This window comes from Arsukibacterium sp. MJ3, assembly GCF_000987765.1.
Lineage (GTDB): Bacteria > Pseudomonadota > Gammaproteobacteria > Enterobacterales > Alteromonadaceae > Alishewanella.
The window spans coordinates 139,325-158,043 of sequence record NZ_LAHP01000002.1; the positions used below are offsets into that span (position 1 = coordinate 139,325).

Consider the following 18,719-nt stretch of genomic DNA (forward strand, 5'->3'; position numbering starts at 1 on the left):
TAATCGCTATTTTTCAACAGTTAAAGCCACTTTAAGTGGCTGGTCTAATCGATTTTATGAATTAGAAGGCGCGTGCATTGCCAAGCTTATTCCCAGCGGGCGTCGTCTTCGCTAATGTTAAACGCAATAGCCTGGCCTTTTACACCCAGCTGCACTACCCGCTTGGGGGAGCCGTCGCTATTAAGCTCCACTAAACCAATACCCGCCATATTCAGTAGCCGTTCGCCGGCTTTAGCATTGTCGGGTTTGTGTGGCACAATTTTCATCTGGCGGCGTTTGGTAAACCAGTTTAGTGGTGAGCGGGGCGAATAAAGCCATCGGTTTAGTCGGTCGAGTACATTAAGCAGGCGGGGTGGGAACTCATTTTTTAACCCGCTACTGGTAATTTGCCAGATATCGGGACCTCGCTGCCGGCCACGTAGATGCACTTCATAAACAAAAGAGTAATGCACATCACCGGACAAAATAACAAAGTGTTTTGGTGTTTTCGGGTGGCGGAATAAGTTCATCAATGCATAAGCGGTGCCACGGTGCGCCATCCAGTTTTCGGCATCGACCAACAGTGGCCGGCCAAATAAGGTAAAGATTTTTTGAATACCCTCAATTAGCTTAACGCCAAACACTGGTGCGGGTGAAACCAACACCACGGCGTCATGGCCAATTAAATCTTGCTGTAATTCAGAAAGGGCTTCCCAATCAAGTAAGCCAGAAGGGTTATCCAATGCCAGTTCAGAGCGCCAGCGCCGGGTGCGGGTATCCAGCACCAGCAGCGGTGGCTCAGTAGGCCATTTATAGTGCCACTGCTTATAGCGTAACAGCTCAGTGATAAGCTGCTGATGTTGAGCTGAGCCGCTGTTAGTCATCGCCAGCTCTGCTTGTTGCAGCAGGCCGTCATTAAACTGTTCCGGAGTATTGCCCCAGCCCTGACACAGTAAATAGCCAATCAGTGCATTTCCAATAATGCGCCTTGAAAAATCATGATTGTATGCGGTTTGCTCCCATTCTGCAGTCAGGTTCCAATCATCGGTAACATCATGATCATCAAAAATCATCGCGCTGGGTAAATGGGCCAGCAGGCGGCGTACCTTGCTAAGGCCTGCAGCAAACTGCTGAATAATATGCTGCTGCGCAGTATAGGTTTGTTGCTCGGTGGCACTGAGGGTGGCGGTGAGTTCGTTACTCAGCTCAGTGGCCTGGTCTTGCCAGCCAGCCGGCGACCACACTAATAAATACATGCCGAGCATTTCTGCTAGGCTTATCAGATGATTGCGGGCGCTATCGGAAGTAAAAACCGGTTTTTTTGCCCCTTTAAATACTTGGGTTAGCACAGCCTGGCTGGCGGCTGTTTGAGGCAGCAAGGTATCGCGTTGGAAATAATGCGGGCTGTGCTGATGCAGTACTGCCGATTGACTAACCTTAGAACAAGGCAGGCTTTCGTCAGCAAAATCCAGCTGAGTGATCAGCTGATGAATGGCCCTTAACATGGGCGCAGCCACATCGTCTGCGTAAATTTGATCGCCACTTAATAATAACAGTGACGGCCATTGTTCTGGCGGCTGTTGCTGCAGGTATAAGTCTGCCGCTAACAAGCCATCATCGGTGTCAAAATGCGGCTTGCGGCAAGAGCCATGTAATAAACGTTGTAGCTTAGGCTGAATGACAAAGCCTGGGTTGTTGCGCCCGGCATACACCAGATCGGGTGCCCAGTGTTGCCAACCAAGCCACTCTGGTGGCTCACCGTCTGGCTGTTCATCGTCGTGTTGCCCGGCCAGACGTAAGTCATATTCTATCCAGCAACCGGTAGGAAGGGGCGATGATAACCGAATATGGATAAGCTGCAAAAAAAGTTTACCGGCACAGCGCACGCTCTGACAATGTTGTTGCATGTCTGCTGCACTGAAATGGTGTGTTTCATAACTGCCATGGCTAAGTTGTAATTGCAGCTGCACCGGCTTGCTGGTCGCAAGCCACAGGGTTACGCTATTGGCCGTTACGGCGCGTAGCAGCGGCCCTGCCAGTACTAATGGCAGGGTGTCATCTGGTATTGTGGTCGAAACGTCAGGGCGGGTCATTTAGCGCGTTATCATCTTAGCGTAACAAACTCTTCGGCACTGGTGGGGTGCAGCGCGACGGTGCTGTCAAAGTCAGCCTTAGTGGCGCCCATTTTCATGGCTACCGCAAAGCCCTGGATTATTTCGTCCATACCCTCGCCAATACCATGCAAACCAACTACTTTTTCATTAGCGCCAGCACAGACCAGTTTAAAACGGCTGAGTGCGCGGTGGCTAGTAATGGCGTTATACATGGCAGCAAAGCTGGAACGATACACGGTAATGTTGGCAGCACCGTAGTGCAGCTTTGCTTCATCTTCCGTTAGCCCAATAGTGCCAATAGGCGGGTGGCTAAAGACAATGGTGGGAATAAGCGAGTAATCCATATGGGCGTCGGGCATCGCGCTATTAAACAGCCGCTCGGCCAATAAGCGGCCCGCTTTAATGGCAACCGGTGTTAACTGCGCTTCGCCGGTAATATCACCCACTGCATAAATGCCGCTAACATTGGTGTTTTGGTATTTATCGGTGCGAATATAACCATGTGGGTCGGTTTCTACCCCAGCGGCTGCCAGGTTTAAATTAGCAATGGCCGGCTCGCGGCCAATGGCCCAAATTAGGCAGTCAACATCGCTAAAAGTGATACCGTTGTCGCAGTTTACCGTTAAATTACCATCGTTGTTTTTGACAATACTCAGCACATTAATGTGAGCGTGTAACTGAAATTTGTCCTGGGTAAGCCGCTCTAGCAGCATATCGGTAATATCGCTGTCAAAATGACGCAATGGCCGGTTGTTGCGCACCAGCAACTGAGTGTCGGTACCAAGCGCGTGTAGTACCCCGGCAATTTCCACTGCAATATAACCGGCACCAACTACCAATGCTTTTTTTGGCTGGCGGGTGAGGGCAAAAAAGCCGTCGGAGTCAATACCATGCTCGGCACCTGGAATAACGGGCAGGGTAGGTTTGCCGCCGACGGCAATGGTAATGTGGTCGGCAGTAATGTGCTCGCCGTTAACTTCCACGGTATTAGCATTAATAAAACGGGCAAAACCCTGAATATATTCAACACCATTATTAGCGAAACCACGCTGGTAACCGCCGTGTATACGTTCAATATACGCTTCGCGATTTTTAACCAGTGTTGCCCAGTCAAAGCCATTATGGGTAAGTTTAAAGCCGTAATCTGGGCTATATTTTAGGGCTTCGGCAATATGCGCGCCGTACCACATTACTTTTTTAGGTACGCAGCCAACATTAACACAGGTACCGCCAATCGCTTTTGCTTCAATTACCGCTGCACTGGCGCCGTGCATTGCTGCCCGGTTTGCCGAGGAAATACCGCCACTACCCGCGCCAATGGCTAAATAATTAAAATGTCGTGTCATAGGTTTTGCCATATAAAGTACCTTAAATTTTTTATTAACTTTGCCAGATATAAGGCTGCGCAGCGTTAAAAGCAAGCATTGAACTAAAAGCGTTAACCTGATGACCTTGACAAATGCTGGCACAAACCCAACATAAACGGTTATTGTTTTATTTAAGATTTAAGCAACTTGACAGGACTTTTATATGTCGCAATCCGTGCAGGCAGGCAGCAACCCATTGCTGGCTTTTTCCGATTTACCGCCTTTTTCTGCTATTAAGGCCGAACAGGTTAAACCCGCTGTCGAAACGGCAATCGCTGAAGCCCGCGCTGCCGTTGAGCGGCTGTTAAGTGCCGGCGAAATAAGCTGGAACAGCCTGGTGACGCAGTTAGAACAAGACAGCGACCGTTTAGGTAAATTATGGTCACCGGTGTCGCATTTAAATTCAGTATTAAACAGTGCCCCACTGCGAGAAGCCTATGAAAGTTGCTTGCCGTTGCTGTCTGATTTTAGCACCTGGCTGGGTCAGCATGAAGAGTTGTATCAGGCTTATCTGCAGCTGGCACAAAGTGCTGAATTTAGTGGCCTAAGCCTAGCGCAACAGAAAGTGGTTACCAATTCACTGCGTGATTTTAAATTATCAGGTATTGGTTTGTCGGCAGAGAAAAAACAGCGTTATGGCGATATTCAAAGCCGCTTATCGGAGCTTGGCTCTACTTTTTCAAATAATACTCTGGATGCAACGCAGGCCTGGTTTAAGCATATTACCGATGAAACGCAGTTAGCCGGTTTGCCAGAAGATGCCAGGTTAGCGGCTGCGGAAGAAGCCGTAAGCCGCGAGCTAAACGGCTGGGTGTTTACGCTGGAATTTCCCAGCTATATTGCCATAATGACCTATGCCGGTAACCGTGACCTGCGTGAGCAGCTGTACAGTGCTTATTGCACCCGGGCGTCGGATCAGGGCCCGCACGCCGGTCAGTTTGATAACAGCGCTATTATTGATGAAACGCTGGCCCTAAAGCATGAATTGGCGCAGTTACTTGATTTTAATAATGCGGCTGAAGAATCATTAGTAACTAAAATGGCTGACAGCCCGGCGCAAGTGCTGGATTTTTTAGCTGATTTAGCCAAGCGCGCTAAGCCGCAAGCGCAGCAAGACTTAGCTGAACTTACTGCCTTCGCCAGGCAGCAAGACCCGGCTATAACGCTGGCGGCCTGGGATGTAACCTACTACGCAGAACAGTTAAAACAAGCTAAATATGCGGTGTCGGATGAGCAACTGCGGCCATATTTTCCTGAACATAAAGTGGTGTCGGGATTATTTGAGGTGCTTAATAAATTATTTGGCGTAACGATAACCGCGCGTGCGGGCGTTGATGTCTGGCACCCCGATGTGAAATTTTTTGATATTACTGACAGTAGCGGCCAGCTTCGTGGCAGTTTTTACCTGGATTTATATGCCCGCAGCCAAAAGCGCGGTGGGGCCTGGATGGACGACTGCCGTGGCCGGCGCATTTTGCCTGATGGCAGCGTACAAACCCCGGTAGCGTATTTAACCTGCAATTTTAACAAACCGGTCGGTGGTAAACCGGCGCTGTTTACCCATGATGAAGTGGTGACCTTATTTCACGAGTTTGGCCACGGCTTGCACCATATGCTTACCCAAGTTGACGCCGCTGCGGTTGCCGGTATTAACGGTGTTGCTTGGGATGCCGTAGAGCTGCCCAGCCAGTTTTTAGAGAACTGGTGTTGGGCGCCGGAAGCGTTGGCCATTATCTCTGGGCATTATCAAACGGGCGAGCCATTACCACAGGATTTATTGGAAAAAATGCTGGCGGCGAAAAACTTCCAGTCAGCGATGTTCTTAGTGCGTCAGCTAGAATTTGCATTGTTTGACATGCGTTTACATAGTGAATATTCCAGTCAGGACGGTGCCCGGGTGCAGCAGTTGCTGGACGAGGTGCGCAATCAGGTGTCGGTGATTGTGCCACCTAGCTTTAATCGCTTTCAGCACGGTTTTGGGCATATTTTCGCTGGTGGTTATGGCGCCGGTTACTACAGTTATTTATGGGCTGAGGTACTATCGGCGGATGCCTTTAGCCGTTTCGAAGAAGAAGGGGTATTTAACCCTGATACCGGTCGTGACTTTTTAAGCTGGATATTAGAGCGCGGTGGTAGTGCCGAGCCCATGGAGTTATTCAAAGGTTTCCGCGGCCGCGAGCCGTCTAATGAGGCGTTATTGCGCCATATGGGCATATCGGCTTAAATAATTAACATATTATTAATTGCTTATCCGGTTTTGCTCTGTCAGGATTAAACTAAAATGGAGGTGGGGTATGAATGTTAAAACAGGGCTACTGGCATTGTTGGTGCTGGCGGCAACCGGTTGCCAGCAAGGGCAGGCAGCAAATGAAGCGCGGCAACCGCCTATGCCGTTGGTCGAAGCAATAGATCCGCAGAAAGATCCGATTGCAGCGGTAAAAGCGAGGGACAAGCAAATGAATATGAAAGTGGATGCAGATGTAAACGTGCTGCGCCGTGAAGCACTGACCTTAATTGGTAATGCCAGTGCCGATGATAATAGCCAGTGCCGGATAACGGGTTTTGGCCATAAGCCTTGTGGTGGGCCAGCACAATATGTGGCGTACTCGACCAAAGACGGCAATGAAGCTGACATTTTACGCAAAATTGCCGCTTACAATGCTGCGGCAGAAGCAGAAAATATGCGACTGGGTCTGATGTCAGACTGTGCCGTAGTTCCCAAGCCGGCAGTAGAGCTGTCGGGAGGTCAGTGTAAACTGGTACAAAGCCGCAGCTACTAACGGCAGTAATTATCGCCATAAAATTAACAGTAATACGCTAATAACACGGGGCAGTATGGCGGGCACAGTAGAACATTTTTCAGCAATTTATCAGCGGGCTTGTGAGCGTAAAGGTGGTGTTGCTGCCGTTGCGGCGTTAACCAGCAAACCCTTAGTGCCGGCTAAGCTGACGCAATTACCTGACAGCCTGTTTCTTGCTGAATTGACCAAAAAGGTCTTTCAATCAGGGTTTGTCTGGCGGGTGGTACGGCAAAAATGGCCTAACTTTTGTGAGCTGTTCTTCGATTTTGATCTTGAAAAAGTGTTATTGCTTAGCGATGAAATGCTGGAAAAAAAGGCCGCCGATCCGCGGATTATCCGTAATGTAAATAAAGTATTTACCATTCGTGCTAATGCCCTGATGATTTACGATGTGCAGCAAAACCACGCCAGCTTCGCCAGCTTTATTGCCAACTGGCCCAGTGACAATATTATTGGTTTGTGGGCCTATTTAAAACAGCATGGTGCCAGGCTTGGCGGTAATACCGGGCCTTATGCGCTTAGGGCTATGGGTAAAGACACCTTTTTATTAACCGGGGACATAGAAGGCTATTTACGCGCTTATGCGGTGTTTGACGGTGGCATAAACAGCAAGCGTAGCCAGCAGCAAATTCAACAGCAGTTTACTAGCTGGCAGCAGCAGTCGGGGTTAAGTTTGCAGGAAATTAGCCAAATTGTGGCGTTAAGTTGCGGGGAAAACCAGTTGGGCATGCAGCGCTAACATGCCCAGCATTGGTTACGTTAACACTAGCGATTTTCCGGCTGAACTTGTCACACAGTTGCAGCAACGGTTTGCTATTATGCCGGTGGTTGCAGTACAAGGCTGGCATTTAGCTTGGCAGGATAACGCCTTAGTGCTGCGCCATACCGATTTACCACAGCAAGGCGATATTCTGGTTGATTTTGCCAGCGGTGCCGCCAGTTACCGCCGACTGCATGGCGGTGCTAAAAGTGAAGCCATTGCCAAGGCGTGTGGTTTGCATAAAAAGCGTGATTTAACGGTGCTGGATGCCACGGCCGGGTTAGGCCGTGACGCCTTTGTGCTGGCCAGCCTGGGCGCCAGTGTTACGTTGGTTGAGCGTAACCCGATAGTGGCGGCTTTGTTATTTGATGGCTTGCGCCGGGCTGCCGCTAACCCACAGCTGATGGCAGTAGCATCACGTATGCAGTTACAACATTGCTCGGCGTTGCACGCGTTAAGTACTCATGCCGCGGTTGATGTAGTGTTTTTAGATCCGATGTTCCCTGCCCGAGAAAAAACTGCCCAGGTTAAAAAAGAAATGCGGGCCTTTCATGACGTGGTAGGCAGCGACGATGACGCCAACAGTTTACTGGCACCGGCTTTACAGCTGGCGCAAAAGCGGGTGGTGGTAAAACGGCCGGGTTATGCTAAGTGGTTGGCTTGTCAGGCGCCCACCATGGCCGTTACCGGTAAAAATAACCGCTTTGATGTGTATGTTAACGCTACCATCTAGCACAGCAGCTGCAGTGTAGCCTTATAAGCGCTTAGGCGCATAAATTCTTAAACCAGCAAACTCAGGAAAACACCATGATCAAGACAGGCGATAAGTTACCCGAAGTTAGTTTTTCACAATTGACTAAAGAGGGCGTAATGAACCCTACCACCAGCCAAATATTTGCCAATAAAAAAGTAGTGGTGTTTGCTGTGCCCGGTGCTTTTACCCCGACGTGCTCAGCAGCGCACTTACCCGGTTATATTACTCTGGCCGACCAAATTAAAGCCAAAGGCGTAGACACCATTGTCTGCACAGCAGTAAACGATGCCTTTGTAATGAGTGCCTGGGGTAAAAGCCAGAATGCGGAAGACATTGTGTTTTTAGCCGATGGCGGCGCGGCATTTCATCAGGCTACCGGCCTTACCATGGAAACCGCTGATTTTGGCGGTGTTCGTGCCCAGCGCTACGCCATGATTGTTGAAAACGGCGTGGTTACGCTATTAAATGTAGAAGCGCCAAAAACATTTGAAGTCAGCAAAGCTGAAACTATTTTAGCGGCGCTTTAAGCATAACCCTCTCTTAACCTAAACTAAGCGGGCGAAGAGAGGGCCGTTATTAGCTTTTTATCGGGGCTGCGCAAAGCAACAATTTGCCAGCCATCGTCCCGATATTTGTCAACAATAGCCGAGCGGGTACCGCGATGATCCTGGGTTTGGTAAGTAGCGACTTTTAAGCGCCCCACTGCTTTACCGAAGTCTGGCCGGCAACTCCAAAGTGATTGGTCATCTGCAGGGTGCGGCGGCACCAGCGTTTTTATGCCGCCATGTTTTAACGCCATATAAGACAAGTGAATATCTTCACCGTTATCCCAGTATGCTGGCTCTTCAATCCACATATAACGCACATGGGATTTTCGCATAAACCAGGCATGCCCAACTAAATCTACCTCTGTTACGTTGTTGCTTTGCAAACCATTCCATCCGGCTTTACTTTTGCTGGAGTAACCGCCTTCGGCTGGCAGAAGCACGCCTGAGCCCCCAAGTATGCCATCGTTGCCAGCGTCAATGGTTTTTAGACAATTTTCAAACCAACGTGGTTGTGGCAGAATATCATCGTCGAAAAAAGCGACATATTCAGTACGCACCAAACTCGCTAAGGCAAAGCGGCCCCAGAATAAAAAATTGGTATTAGAGACAATAACCCGGTCGGCCAATGCAGAGATATCCAGTAACTGATCTTCGCTGCGATTAGACCATACCCAAATTTCGTCTGGTGGTATGGTTTGACTGCGTAATGCCTGAATTTGCTCAGCAAGATATTCTGCCCGGCGATAAGCGGTAAGAATAACGGTTATGCCACTTTTTTTTGCTGCTGGCATAGCAGGTGCATCGCGATTAAAGACAATAGTGTCAGCGGGTGCGGCTAGCTTACGTTTTACCGCACCAGATAATTTAACCCGCCAAAACCCCAATACACGGGTAGACCACCACCAGCGAATGCTTTGTCTAATTGTTTTCTTTCGTGCCATAACAGTCTCTGCGAGTAATAATATTACTTATTAATTAGTGCCGATTTAATTCGGCGAATGGTTTTACGAATAACCGATACTTTGCTGTCTTCTTTATAACGGCCTTTTTCGGCGTGGCGAATAAGCAGTAAGTTAGGCAATGCTATCGGTACTCCTTGCGTGCCCAGTAACCAGCGTAAGGCGCGGTCTTCATAGGTTTTAGTCCAGTGGTATTTCGGTTTCTGATACACCGCTAAATCGTCACAATAACCGCAATTGCGGGCCACTTCGCCATGAATAATTTGAATGGCACCGGTAGCACGGTCAAACTTGCGTGGTTTAAATTTGCTGGTATCTACTTCTAATAACTCGGTTTTATCTTTACCGGCTGAAATCATCGGGTCGGCTTCGGTTAATAACGGCGTTACCAGCAAGGTGTCGGGGAACAGTAAAATCTCCTGACGACCGGTTAACAATTGCTGCAAGGTATCCAAACAGTTTTCATGAAATACCATGTCGCAGTCGGCAAACCACACCCAGTCGGCTTGCGTTTGTTTGGCAGCCCGGTTACGGCCTATTGCCCGGCGCAGCAACATTGGCGTGGGCAACACCTGAAAATTCCATTCGACATTCGGTACCACAATAGTTTGAAAATGCTGCAATAATTTGGCGGTAGCCTGATCTTCTGCAGAGTAAAATACAGTAAAACGCACTTGCATATTAGCCGGTGGGTATTTTACCAGCGAGCTAAGCTGATAAACAAAAAAGCGGGCGTAATTCCAGCAGTGGGTCACAATTTCCAGTTTAATATTGTCATATGCTATGGGTAAATCAGCTTTTACCGGCTGGTTTTTAATAAATGCACTAGCCGGAAAGTAGCCCGAAGCGGCAAAGCGCAGTAATACTTCTTTAATATTATCGAGCAAGGTCGCTTTTTCTAAAGTGGTGTTATTTGAATTAACGTTAGGCATGCACGACTCCAGCGCTGGGTTTTACTAAGATAAAGCAGCTTAAAAGGCAAAAAGTTTAGCATTAAAGCCGAAATCAAAACAGATTCTTTTGGTGTAGGCGGCTGATATTTGGCATCATAGCCGTTTATGGCAGTGCAGCCTTATTGTCGGGTGTACACAGGAATTTATTATGGCTCAGGCGTTAAACCGCTTTGCATATCAGTTATTACTGTATCTGGGGTTAGTACCTTTACTGGCTTATCTGGGCTGGCGCTCGCTGCGCGATAAGCGCTATCGGCAGCGGTTGGCTGAGCGTTTTTGTTGGTTGCCCAGCAACCTAAAGGCGGGTGGTATTGTGGTGCATACCGTTTCAGTCGGAGAAGTGATTGCCGCTATTCCGTTGATTAAGCAATTACAGCAACGCTACCCATCGCAGCCCATTACCGTTACCTGCACAACGCCTACTGGCAGTGCGACTATTGTTAGCCGTTTGGGTAATACGGTGCAGCATTGTTATTTACCTTTTGATTATCCAGGCGCCATGCGCCGCTTTATTAACACCTTACAGCCGCAGCTAGTGGTTATTTTAGAGACTGAACTGTGGCCAAATTTATTACAGCAGTGTTATAAGGCACTGATCCCCACGGTGCTGGTGAATGCCCGCTTATCGGCACGCTCGGCCAAAGGCTACCGGCGTTTTGCCTGGCTTACCCTGGGACTATTGCAGCACATTAGTCTGTTATTAGCGCAAGATAAGGCCAGTGCCCGGCGGTTTCAGGCTCTGGGGCATAATAACGTGCAAGTGTGTGGCAATGTAAAATTTGATATGCAGCTGCCCGATGGCTTTGCTGCCATTAGCGTGCAGCTTGAGCCTGCGCTTAATGGCCGTGTAGTATGGGTAGCCGGTAGCACCCACGAAGGCGAAGATGAACAGCTATTGCAGCTTTACCCAACGCTAAAGGCACAATTTCCTACGCTATTACTGGTGCTGGTACCGCGTCACCCCGAGCGTTTTAATAAGGTGGCAACTCTGGTTAGTAATGCTGGCTTAACCTTGTGGCGACGCAGTGAAGGTGGCTTACCAGCTGCGGCAACGCAGGTAGCGTTAGTGGATAGCATGGGCGAGTTGTTGGCCTGGTATCAGCACGCTAGCCTGGTGTTTATTGGTGGTAGCTTAATGGGCCGGGGCGGCCATAACCCGCTGGAAGCTATTTGCTTTGGTAAAGCCGTGCAAACTGGACCGCACTACTTTAATTTTGCCGATGCCTATAACCAGCTGTCGCAACAACGGGCTGTTAGTATTGTGCAGAATGCCGGGCAGCTGCTGGCCAATACTGCCGAATTGTTGGCCGATACGGTTTCGCGTCAGCAGCAAGGTGAGCGTGCCCGCCAGTTTTATACTGAGCAGCAAGGGGCTGTGGCACGCAGTATGTTGGCAATTCATCAGCTGTGTGGCGATAGCCTTTTACACCGGCAGCGCAACAACGTTGCTCAGGCAATATATTGGTACCGCTCGGATGTATTTAGCAATATTGCTACGGCGCAATTTAAACCGGCCTGGTGGCAGCAGCAAAGTGCGGTGACCGGAAGCTCCACTGGCCGCAATACTGCCTGGTTTGTGCAGCATCAGCAAAAAAATCAGCCGCATCAATTGGTATTGCGCCATTATTACCGGGGCGGCCTGATTGGCAAGGTATTAACTGACCGGTTTTTTTATAAAGATGCGTTATACAGTCGCGCAATGCAAGAGTTCAGCTTGCTACAGTGGATGCGCGAGCAGGGGTTAGCGGTACCTAAGCCGGTGGCGGCACATTATCAGCGCAGCGGCTTCAGTTATCGAGCCGATTTACTGATTGAGCGCATTAATGGTGCCCGTGATTTAGCAACACTATTACATACCGAGCGGGCGCTACACGACCACGAATGGCGGGCGGTTGGCGTAGCCATCGCTAAACTACATCAGGCGGGGGTTGATCACACCGATTTAAACTGTCGCAATATTTTGCTGGACCAGGCCGATACGGTCTGGCTGATTGACTTTGATAAATGCCAGCGGCGGAAAGCCGGCAACTGGCAACAGCAAAACCTGCAGCGTTTATTGCGTTCTTTGCATAAAGAGCAAGCAAAGTTAACGCCGTTTCATTGGCAAAGTAGTGCCTGGCAACATGTTATTACTGGCTACCAGTATCAAAAACGCGGTTAAACCCGCATAAACAGCGCTTTGTCGCAGTTTTAAGCCGTGGTTGGCTTATAATTTTCTGTTTATATTATGGATTAAGCTGTTGGTGTCTTAGTTGAACTTTGGTATAACTATGGCAGCGGAGGGGCATCTATGCGTCTAAATAAAATAATAACAGCATTGCTCGCAGTCAGTTTGGTGGCAGCAGCAGATAATTCCGAAATAATGGCAGAGGCTAAAGCGGCCTATGCCGAAGGCCGATATGTTAAAGCGGTAGAGCTTTGGCAGAACTTGGCCATGGCAGGGGTAACGGCGGCTCAATTTGAGCTGGCGAAAGCCTATTCTTTGGGCCTAGGCGTAGAGCAAGACCCTTTGCAAGCCGGATATTGGCTGGAACAGGCTGCATCAAACAGCAGTGATTTTGCCGAACTGGCTGCCGCCCAGCGTGATATAGAGCGCGGCGCGGCAAAACTAAAAGCTAAACAAGCTGCAACGCCAGCACCAGCCCTACTGGTGAACCCGCCCGCCATTGCTACCGAGACTATTACAGTTAGTAATACGGCCGAATTACAGATGCGCACCAGTAACCCTGCTGCAGCGCTTGCCGAAGCACAAAGCAGCGCTGACAACCGACGTAGCGAAAATGCGGCGGTTGAGCGCAGCGCAGATAAAAGCAGTGCTAACGCAGCTGTAGCGGCGGCAACTGTCAGCTCTATCGCGGTAGGGTCAGCCAATTTTGATACGGGTATGCGGGCATTTACCCGTGGTAATTTCAGCGATGCATTAGCGCAGTGGTTGCCGTTGGCGCAAAATGGACATCTTGATGCGCAGTTTAACCTGGCAGCGTCCTACGCTAATGGCCACGGTGTAGCAGTAGATTTTACTGAGGCCGCAAACTGGTTTGCCAGTGCCGCCGAGCAAGGTATGGCGGCAGCGCAGTATCATTTAGCCACCTTATTTGCCAATGGCCGCGGGGTAACTCAGGATGATGCTCAGGCAGTATATTGGTATAGTCAGGCCGCCGCGCAGCAACATGTGTTGGCACAATATAACCTGGGGTATATGCACGCCAACGGTCGTGGTGTAACTCAGGATGAGCGAACCGCGCTCAGCTGGTTTGAAAAGGCAGCCCAACTAGGTGACGTTGATGCGCAGTTTATTGTGGCTAATCGTTACTATGATGGCCGCGGAACGCCAGTAAATCTGCCGCAAGCGGCCAAGTGGTATCAGCTAGCATCAGCGCAGAATCATGCCCGGGCTGCCTACCAATTGGGCATGCTGTATCGCGAGGGTAGCGGTGTTAGCCAAAGTGATGATAATGCTTTTAAATTACTCCTTAAAGCTGCTGAGCAAGGTCTCGCGGCTGCTCAGCGTGAAGTAGGGGCGAGTTATTTGCAAGGCCGTGGCATTCGCGCCAATACTAATCGTGCTAAAGAGTGGTTGGAACGGGCAGCGGTGCAGCAAGATGGTGATGCCAGTTATTATCTTGGTATGTTGTTGCAACAAGGTAACAGCCGTCAGGAAGATTTAAGCCGTGCGGTTGCATTGTTTGAGCTGGCTGCCAGCCAAGGCTCTGCTAATGCTCAATATCAATTAGGGTTGGCTTATACCAATGGCACCGGCGTGTCGGTTGATGAGCAGCAGGCATTTCAGTGGTTTGAAGCCGCGGCTAAGCAAGGGTTGGCGATTGCCCAGTACACCGCGGCATTGCGCTTAGCGAATGGCAGTGGCACGGCTCAGGATGACGCCGCTGCAATTAGCTGGTATCAACAAGCAGCCGCCCAGGGTGAAGTGTATGCCATGTACAATTTGGGCTTTATGTACGCTAATGGCCGTGGGGTACCTCAGGATGAACAGCAAGCGGTTTACTGGTATCAGAAAGTAGCTGAAACCGGTGATGCCGACGCACAGTTTAATATGGGGCTGCGTTTTGAAACGGGCCGCGGCGTAAAACAAAATGATCAGCAAGCAGTCTATTGGTATCAGTTGGCAGCACAACAGCAACATAGCCGTGCACTAGCACACTTGGGCTGGTTATATGAAAAAGGTTATGGCGTACCGCAGGATGAAGCGCGTGCTTTGGCACTGTACCAGCAATCGATAGATGCAAAAGTACCGCGGGCACTCACCGCGCTGGGCATGTTTTATAAAAATGGCCGGCTGGTAAAAGAGGATGATAAAAAAGCGGTGGAGTTGTTTAGTCAGGCGGCAGAACAAGGCTATGCAACTGCCCAATACAATTTAGGCTGGATGTATGAAAATGGCCGCGGGGTTGGCCGCGATCTAATCAGAGCCCGTGATTATTATCAACTGGCAGCGGAGCAAGACGAGCCATTAGCTAAAGCGCAGCTTTACCGACTGTTAAATCCTTAATCGGCAGCAAGCCGGAAAGTAGCAAATGTCAGTATTAAAAAATAAGGGCGCCGAGGGCGCCCTTATTATTTAAGCTTATTTAACGCTTAGGGTTTATATGCTATGACCAATTTCAAGCCTGTGAAGCTGCTGTAAGCGCGCAAGCTAACATGGTAAATGGCTGCTTGTGGGTTACTAATGCTACAACTTTCATTGTTACCGGTTTCGTAAGGACGACAGTCATATTGAGTGGTTGTAGGCCGGTTACCACGACGCACATATAAGTCTGAATCGCCTGTGCCACCTGAGCTGGTTGCTGTTAACGAGCTCATGCCAGCAGGTACGGTAATTGTGTAATGTAACCAGTTACCCCTAGTGGCACTTAAATTATCTAACGTAGAGCCACCACCACTGGCAGCTGCAGTGTAATTTGCTACCAGTGACACGCCACTAAAGGCGCTATAACCACTGACCATTACATGGTAAATGCCGGGTTGCGGACTGGCAAAGCTACAACTTTCAGCGTTGCCACCTAGATATGGCCGGCAATCGTAGCTGGAGGTGGTGGGTTGACTACCAAAACGGACATAGAGATCGGCATCTCCATTACCGCCTGCCATGTTAAAGCTTAGGTTGCTTGCCCCGGCTGGTATGGTAATAGTGAAATATTGATTGGAATTGGCTGCGCCAGATAAATTGGTTTTGGCTTGCGCTTTTACCAGTTCGTTACCTGCCGGTGGAGGAGGAGTAACACCACCGCCCGTCCCGTCACACCCTTGCTGATTAATATAGTCATAGGCTACTTTCGCCCGGACCAGACCAAAGCCATAGGAATTGTCGCGCCCTGCTGTACCCAAATCTTCTGCCGTAAGGGCCAGAACGTTGCGGATTTGAGCATTGGTACATTGCGGGAAATGACTCCAGACTAAAGCAGCAACGCCGGCAACATGTGGCGATGCCATTGATGTGCCACTCATCAGGCCATAGTTGCTGGCACCTGAACTAATGTAAGCGGTCTGACCTAAGCGACTCATCAGAGCCTGACCAACCGCCTGGGTTACCGCAACTGCAGGAATGCGGGTGCCCGGGTTTTCGCCCAGCGTGCCACCAAAATCACCGGTGGTATTGTTGTAGATAATGGCGGCTAAACCACCGCCATTTTCACAAGATTGCACTTTTTGCACAAAGCCGACGTTACCTCGTTCGATAACACAAATTTTGTTAGCGACGCTGGCGCAGGTTGTTTCGCCTAGTCCACAATTCGCTAATTGGGCATTGGCATTGCCATCAGAAGAATTCGTCATTGGCGAACTATCATAATTTGTGCTGCCAACGCTGAGAATGGCTTCTAAGCCTGTCCCTTCTGGGTACGTTGAGCGAATGTCGACGCCAGGCCCCGCCAACTCTACCTGAATGTTGCGCTGAGAAAAGTCGGCCAGTTGTTTATTTTTGTCAATCGCGGCGACAGAAACTACGGCATTATAGGACGCAGGATAAGACAGCACGGTGTTACCGTCATTGCCGGCCGCGGCAATAAGCAATACACCCTGGTCAAAAGCCGCTTGCATGGCATTGCTTTCAGTGGTGTTTGCGCCGCCGCCACCTAAACTCATATTGATGACCGTCGCGCCATTACTGACACAAGTATTCACAGCATTAGCCAGCGTAGAGCTGTAACCCCAACCTGATTCGTTAAATACTTTAACAATATGCAGCTTAATATTACCATTAGGCATTACACCAACCATGCCAGTACTATTATTTAAGGCCGCTATTGTGCCGGCAACATGGGTGCCATGTGGGCCACCAGCCTGAAACCAGTTACCGGTACCGGCATCGGTAGTGCCGGTGATGTTGCCGGTTAAAAAGTCTTCGTGGGGTAAATTTAAACCGGAATCAATAACGCACACTTTTTGGTTTGAAGCGAACTGGTCACTCACCTGGTTTGCTTGCACCATGGTGTAACCAAAAGGAACCTGTTGTGCAAGGGGATACCGTTTGTAGTCTTCTTCAACCAACTCCACGCTATTATCAGCTTGCAATGCAATGAGTTCAGCACCGTCAAGCTCAACGGCAATAGCCGACTGAGCAGCCAGCAGCATTTTTACCTTAGCGCCGCGACGGGCTAACCGTTCAGATTTGCGCTCTAAATTATATAGCTTTCTTTCGTTGGTTGTAGCCGAGAATAAACCCGGTCCAGTTTGCTCTAACTCTACTGATTTGTATTTTACAATATAACGCTTGCGCTGCTGATTGTTGTTGTTAACAGTTGGTATGGCTATAGCGAAGGCTGGAGCCGCGCTGGCAAATGCGCTGGCATTATCATTATCATTAGCAAGCAGTGCCGGTGACATTAAAACACTGGCTGGTATACATAACACTGCAAGTTTACGGAGTTTAAATTGTGGTTTGTGCATGAATACACTCTTATTATTGTTAGTCATTATTTTTTCCTGGAAATTGACGACTACTTATTGCAAATCCGCAATAACATCACGACTACTAATAACCAAATTGTAATTAAGTGTAAATGCATGAAATGGTGACAACGATTTTCCTTACCCATAAATATTCTTTTTTGTTTTGTAAAAAGGTAAATGTTGACTCGAGCAAAAAGAGTAGCGCGTCAACCAGAGCAGGCTAATGCGGCCAACAATGTGCTGCAGAAAAGCGCTTTCATATATAGCGATTAGTTATTCATTAGAAGAAAAAAGCATAAGCAGAGTTATTTGCATCTGCTCAGACACTCGCCGACAATAGCGGCCTTTCGGGTGAATGAGCAGTGTAGTATGCAGCAGTGGGATGTAATTGTAGTCGGTGCCGGTGCAGCAGGATTAATGTGCGCCATTGAAGCTGGCAAGCGTGGCCGTAAAGTGCTGGTTATTGATAACGGCAAGCGCGCTGGCCGCAAGATCCTGATGTCGGGTGGCGGCCGATGTAATTTCACCAATACGTATACTGCGCCAGATAATTTCCTATCGCACAATATGCATTTCTGTAAATCAGCACTAAGCCGTTATACCCAATGGGATTTTATTGCGCTGGTGCAAAAGCATGCTATTGCGTATCACGAAAAAGCGCTGGGTCAGCTGTTTTGTGATGATTCTGCGAAAGAAATCGTCGAAATGCTGCTAACCGAGGCAAAAGCAGCCAATGTGCAGATTGCCCTGCAACAAACTATCAGCAGTGTTAGTGTGGCTGACGGCCAGTATACCGTCAGTACCGCCGAGCTAAGCCGGCAGTGTCACAGCCTGGTGATTGCCAGCGGCGGTTTAAGCTTACCCAATTTAGGCGCTACCGCGTTTGGTTTTCAGTTGGCAGAACAATTTGGTTTAAAGGTATTGCCACTGCGTGCTGCTTTAGTACCTTTAACCTGGCAACCCAGCGATAAAGCGGTATTTGAAGAAATAAGCGGTGTGGCACTGCCGGTCACCGCCGAGGCCAATGGTATGTTATTCCCGGAAGACATGTTATTCACCCACCGCGGCCTCAGTGGCCCGGCCATTTTACAAATTTCCAGTTACTGGCAACCGGGCGATAACATAACAGTAAATATGTCACCGCAAACGGACGTTGCAGCATTTTTAGCAGCACAACAACACGCTCACCCGGAGCAAGAAGTGAAAACAGCACTGGCGAAATTACTGCCAAAACGACTGGTAGAAAAGCTGATCGAGCAGCAGGTGGTCACTAACCAGCCACTAAAAGCCTTAACCCCGAAAAGCATTAAGCAGATAGCCGATAGCCTGCATGGTTATATTTTCAAACCCAACGGCACCGAAGGTTACCGCACCGCCGAGGTAACCATTGGTGGCGTTGATACCGATTATTTGTCGTCTAAAACCATGGAAGCAAAACAGCAACCCGGCCTGTATTTTATTGGCGAAGTGGTCGATGTTACCGGTTGGCTTGGCGGCTACAACTTCCAGTGGGCCTGGGCCAGTGGCTGGGTGGCCGGGCAGTATTGTTAACTATCAACACCGTAACAAAGAGCT

13 protein-coding genes are annotated in these 18,719 nt (G+C 49.2%); 8 read left to right on the forward strand and 5 right to left on the reverse strand.

What is annotated here, in order from left to right:
* Positions 1-86: 86 nt before the first annotated feature.
* Together VT06_RS02095 and gorA are read right to left on the reverse strand one after the other, a co-directional pair.
* Entirely contained in the window at positions 87-2,072 is a 1,986-nt protein-coding gene (locus VT06_RS02095; protein WP_046552609.1) for an alkaline phosphatase D family protein, read from the reverse strand.
* Positions 2,073-2,083: 11 nt separating this feature from the next.
* Entirely contained in the window at positions 2,084-3,439 is a 1,356-nt protein-coding gene (gene gorA / locus VT06_RS02100) for a glutathione-disulfide reductase (protein WP_046552747.1), read from the reverse strand.
* A 184-nt stretch (positions 3,440-3,623) separates the two neighbouring features.
* Here gorA and prlC point away from each other — a divergent pair, with 184 nt between their 5' ends.
* From prlC to VT06_RS02125, 5 genes are all read left to right on the forward strand, one after another.
* On the forward strand, positions 3,624-5,684 hold the full coding sequence (prlC, locus tag VT06_RS02105; protein ID WP_046552610.1) for an oligopeptidase A: 2,061 nt from the start codon (positions 3,624-3,626) through the stop codon (positions 5,682-5,684).
* Between the two features lie 70 nt (positions 5,685-5,754).
* On the forward strand, positions 5,755-6,240 hold the full coding sequence (locus tag VT06_RS02110; protein ID WP_046552611.1) for a hypothetical protein: 486 nt from the start codon (positions 5,755-5,757) through the stop codon (positions 6,238-6,240).
* A gap of 55 nt (positions 6,241-6,295) precedes the next feature.
* Positions 6,296-7,000, forward strand: coding sequence for a DNA-3-methyladenine glycosylase I (locus VT06_RS02115; RefSeq protein WP_046552612.1), 705 nt, complete (start codon positions 6,296-6,298; stop codon positions 6,998-7,000).
* Between the two features lies 1 nt (position 7,001).
* Positions 7,002-7,754: a class I SAM-dependent methyltransferase gene (locus VT06_RS02120; RefSeq protein ID WP_046552613.1), complete on the forward strand. Its 753-nt coding sequence runs from the start codon at positions 7,002-7,004 to the stop codon at positions 7,752-7,754.
* Between the two features lie 74 nt (positions 7,755-7,828).
* Complete coding sequence (locus VT06_RS02125; protein ID WP_046552614.1) at positions 7,829-8,302, forward strand: peroxiredoxin; 474 nt, start codon at positions 7,829-7,831, stop codon at positions 8,300-8,302.
* 23 nt (positions 8,303-8,325) lie between these two features.
* On the opposite strand, the gene VT06_RS02130 is transcribed toward VT06_RS02125, so the two are convergent.
* Entirely contained in the window at positions 8,326-9,264 is a 939-nt protein-coding gene (locus VT06_RS02130; protein ID WP_046552615.1) for a glycosyltransferase family 2 protein, read from the reverse strand.
* A gap of 23 nt (positions 9,265-9,287) precedes the next feature.
* The gene (locus VT06_RS02135) at positions 9,288-10,214 is read right to left on the reverse strand and encodes a glycosyltransferase family A protein (RefSeq protein WP_046552616.1); all 927 of its coding nucleotides are present in this window, start codon (positions 10,212-10,214) and stop codon (positions 9,288-9,290) included.
* Between the two features lie 169 nt (positions 10,215-10,383).
* Here VT06_RS02135 and waaA point away from each other — a divergent pair, with 169 nt between their 5' ends.
* Together waaA and VT06_RS02145 are read left to right on the forward strand one after the other, a co-directional pair.
* A complete protein-coding gene (gene waaA / locus VT06_RS02140) occupies positions 10,384-12,396 on the forward strand; it encodes a lipid IV(A) 3-deoxy-D-manno-octulosonic acid transferase (RefSeq protein WP_046552617.1) in 2,013 nt (670 codons plus the stop codon).
* Between the two features lie 129 nt (positions 12,397-12,525).
* A complete protein-coding gene (locus VT06_RS02145) occupies positions 12,526-14,745 on the forward strand; it encodes an SEL1-like repeat protein (protein ID WP_046552618.1) in 2,220 nt (739 codons plus the stop codon).
* A gap of 86 nt (positions 14,746-14,831) precedes the next feature.
* Here VT06_RS02145 and VT06_RS02150 read toward each other — a convergent pair whose 3' ends face one another.
* On the reverse strand, positions 14,832-17,078 hold the full coding sequence (locus tag VT06_RS02150) for a S8 family serine peptidase (protein ID WP_235357328.1): 2,247 nt from the start codon (positions 17,076-17,078) through the stop codon (positions 14,832-14,834).
* A gap of 435 nt (positions 17,079-17,513) precedes the next feature.
* Here VT06_RS02150 and VT06_RS02155 point away from each other — a divergent pair, with 435 nt between their 5' ends.
* Positions 17,514-18,695, forward strand: a complete 1,182-nt coding sequence (locus VT06_RS02155) for an NAD(P)/FAD-dependent oxidoreductase (RefSeq protein WP_046552619.1) — start codon at positions 17,514-17,516, stop codon at positions 18,693-18,695.
* The last annotated feature ends 24 nt before the right edge of the window (positions 18,696-18,719 follow it).

Bases quoted from the DNA above. Each gene is read 5' to 3' on its own strand.
- VT06_RS02155 (WP_046552619.1), top strand. From the start codon at position 17,514: ATGCAGCAGTGGGATGTAATTGTAGTCGGTGCCGGTGCAGCAGGATTA.
- VT06_RS02125 (WP_046552614.1), top strand. From the start codon at position 7,829: ATGATCAAGACAGGCGATAAGTTACCCGAAGTTAGTTTTTCACAATTG.
- VT06_RS02150 (WP_235357328.1), bottom strand. From the start codon at position 17,078: ATGTCACCGGCACTGCTTGCTAATGATAATGATAATGCCAGCGCATTT.
- VT06_RS02130 (WP_046552615.1), bottom strand. From the start codon at position 9,264: ATGGCACGAAAGAAAACAATTAGACAAAGCATTCGCTGGTGGTGGTCT.
- VT06_RS02110 (WP_046552611.1), top strand. From the start codon at position 5,755: ATGAATGTTAAAACAGGGCTACTGGCATTGTTGGTGCTGGCGGCAACC.
- VT06_RS02135 (WP_046552616.1), bottom strand. From the start codon at position 10,214: ATGCCTAACGTTAATTCAAATAACACCACTTTAGAAAAAGCGACCTTG.
- VT06_RS02095 (WP_046552609.1), bottom strand. From the start codon at position 2,072: ATGACCCGCCCTGACGTTTCGACCACAATACCAGATGACACCCTGCCA.
- gorA (WP_046552747.1), bottom strand. From the start codon at position 3,439: ATGACACGACATTTTAATTATTTAGCCATTGGCGCGGGTAGTGGCGGT.
- VT06_RS02145 (WP_046552618.1), top strand. From the start codon at position 12,526: ATGCGTCTAAATAAAATAATAACAGCATTGCTCGCAGTCAGTTTGGTG.
- VT06_RS02120 (WP_046552613.1), top strand. From the start codon at position 7,002: ATGCCCAGCATTGGTTACGTTAACACTAGCGATTTTCCGGCTGAACTT.
- prlC (WP_046552610.1), top strand. From the start codon at position 3,624: ATGTCGCAATCCGTGCAGGCAGGCAGCAACCCATTGCTGGCTTTTTCC.
- VT06_RS02115 (WP_046552612.1), top strand. From the start codon at position 6,296: ATGGCGGGCACAGTAGAACATTTTTCAGCAATTTATCAGCGGGCTTGT.
- waaA (WP_046552617.1), top strand. From the start codon at position 10,384: ATGGCTCAGGCGTTAAACCGCTTTGCATATCAGTTATTACTGTATCTG.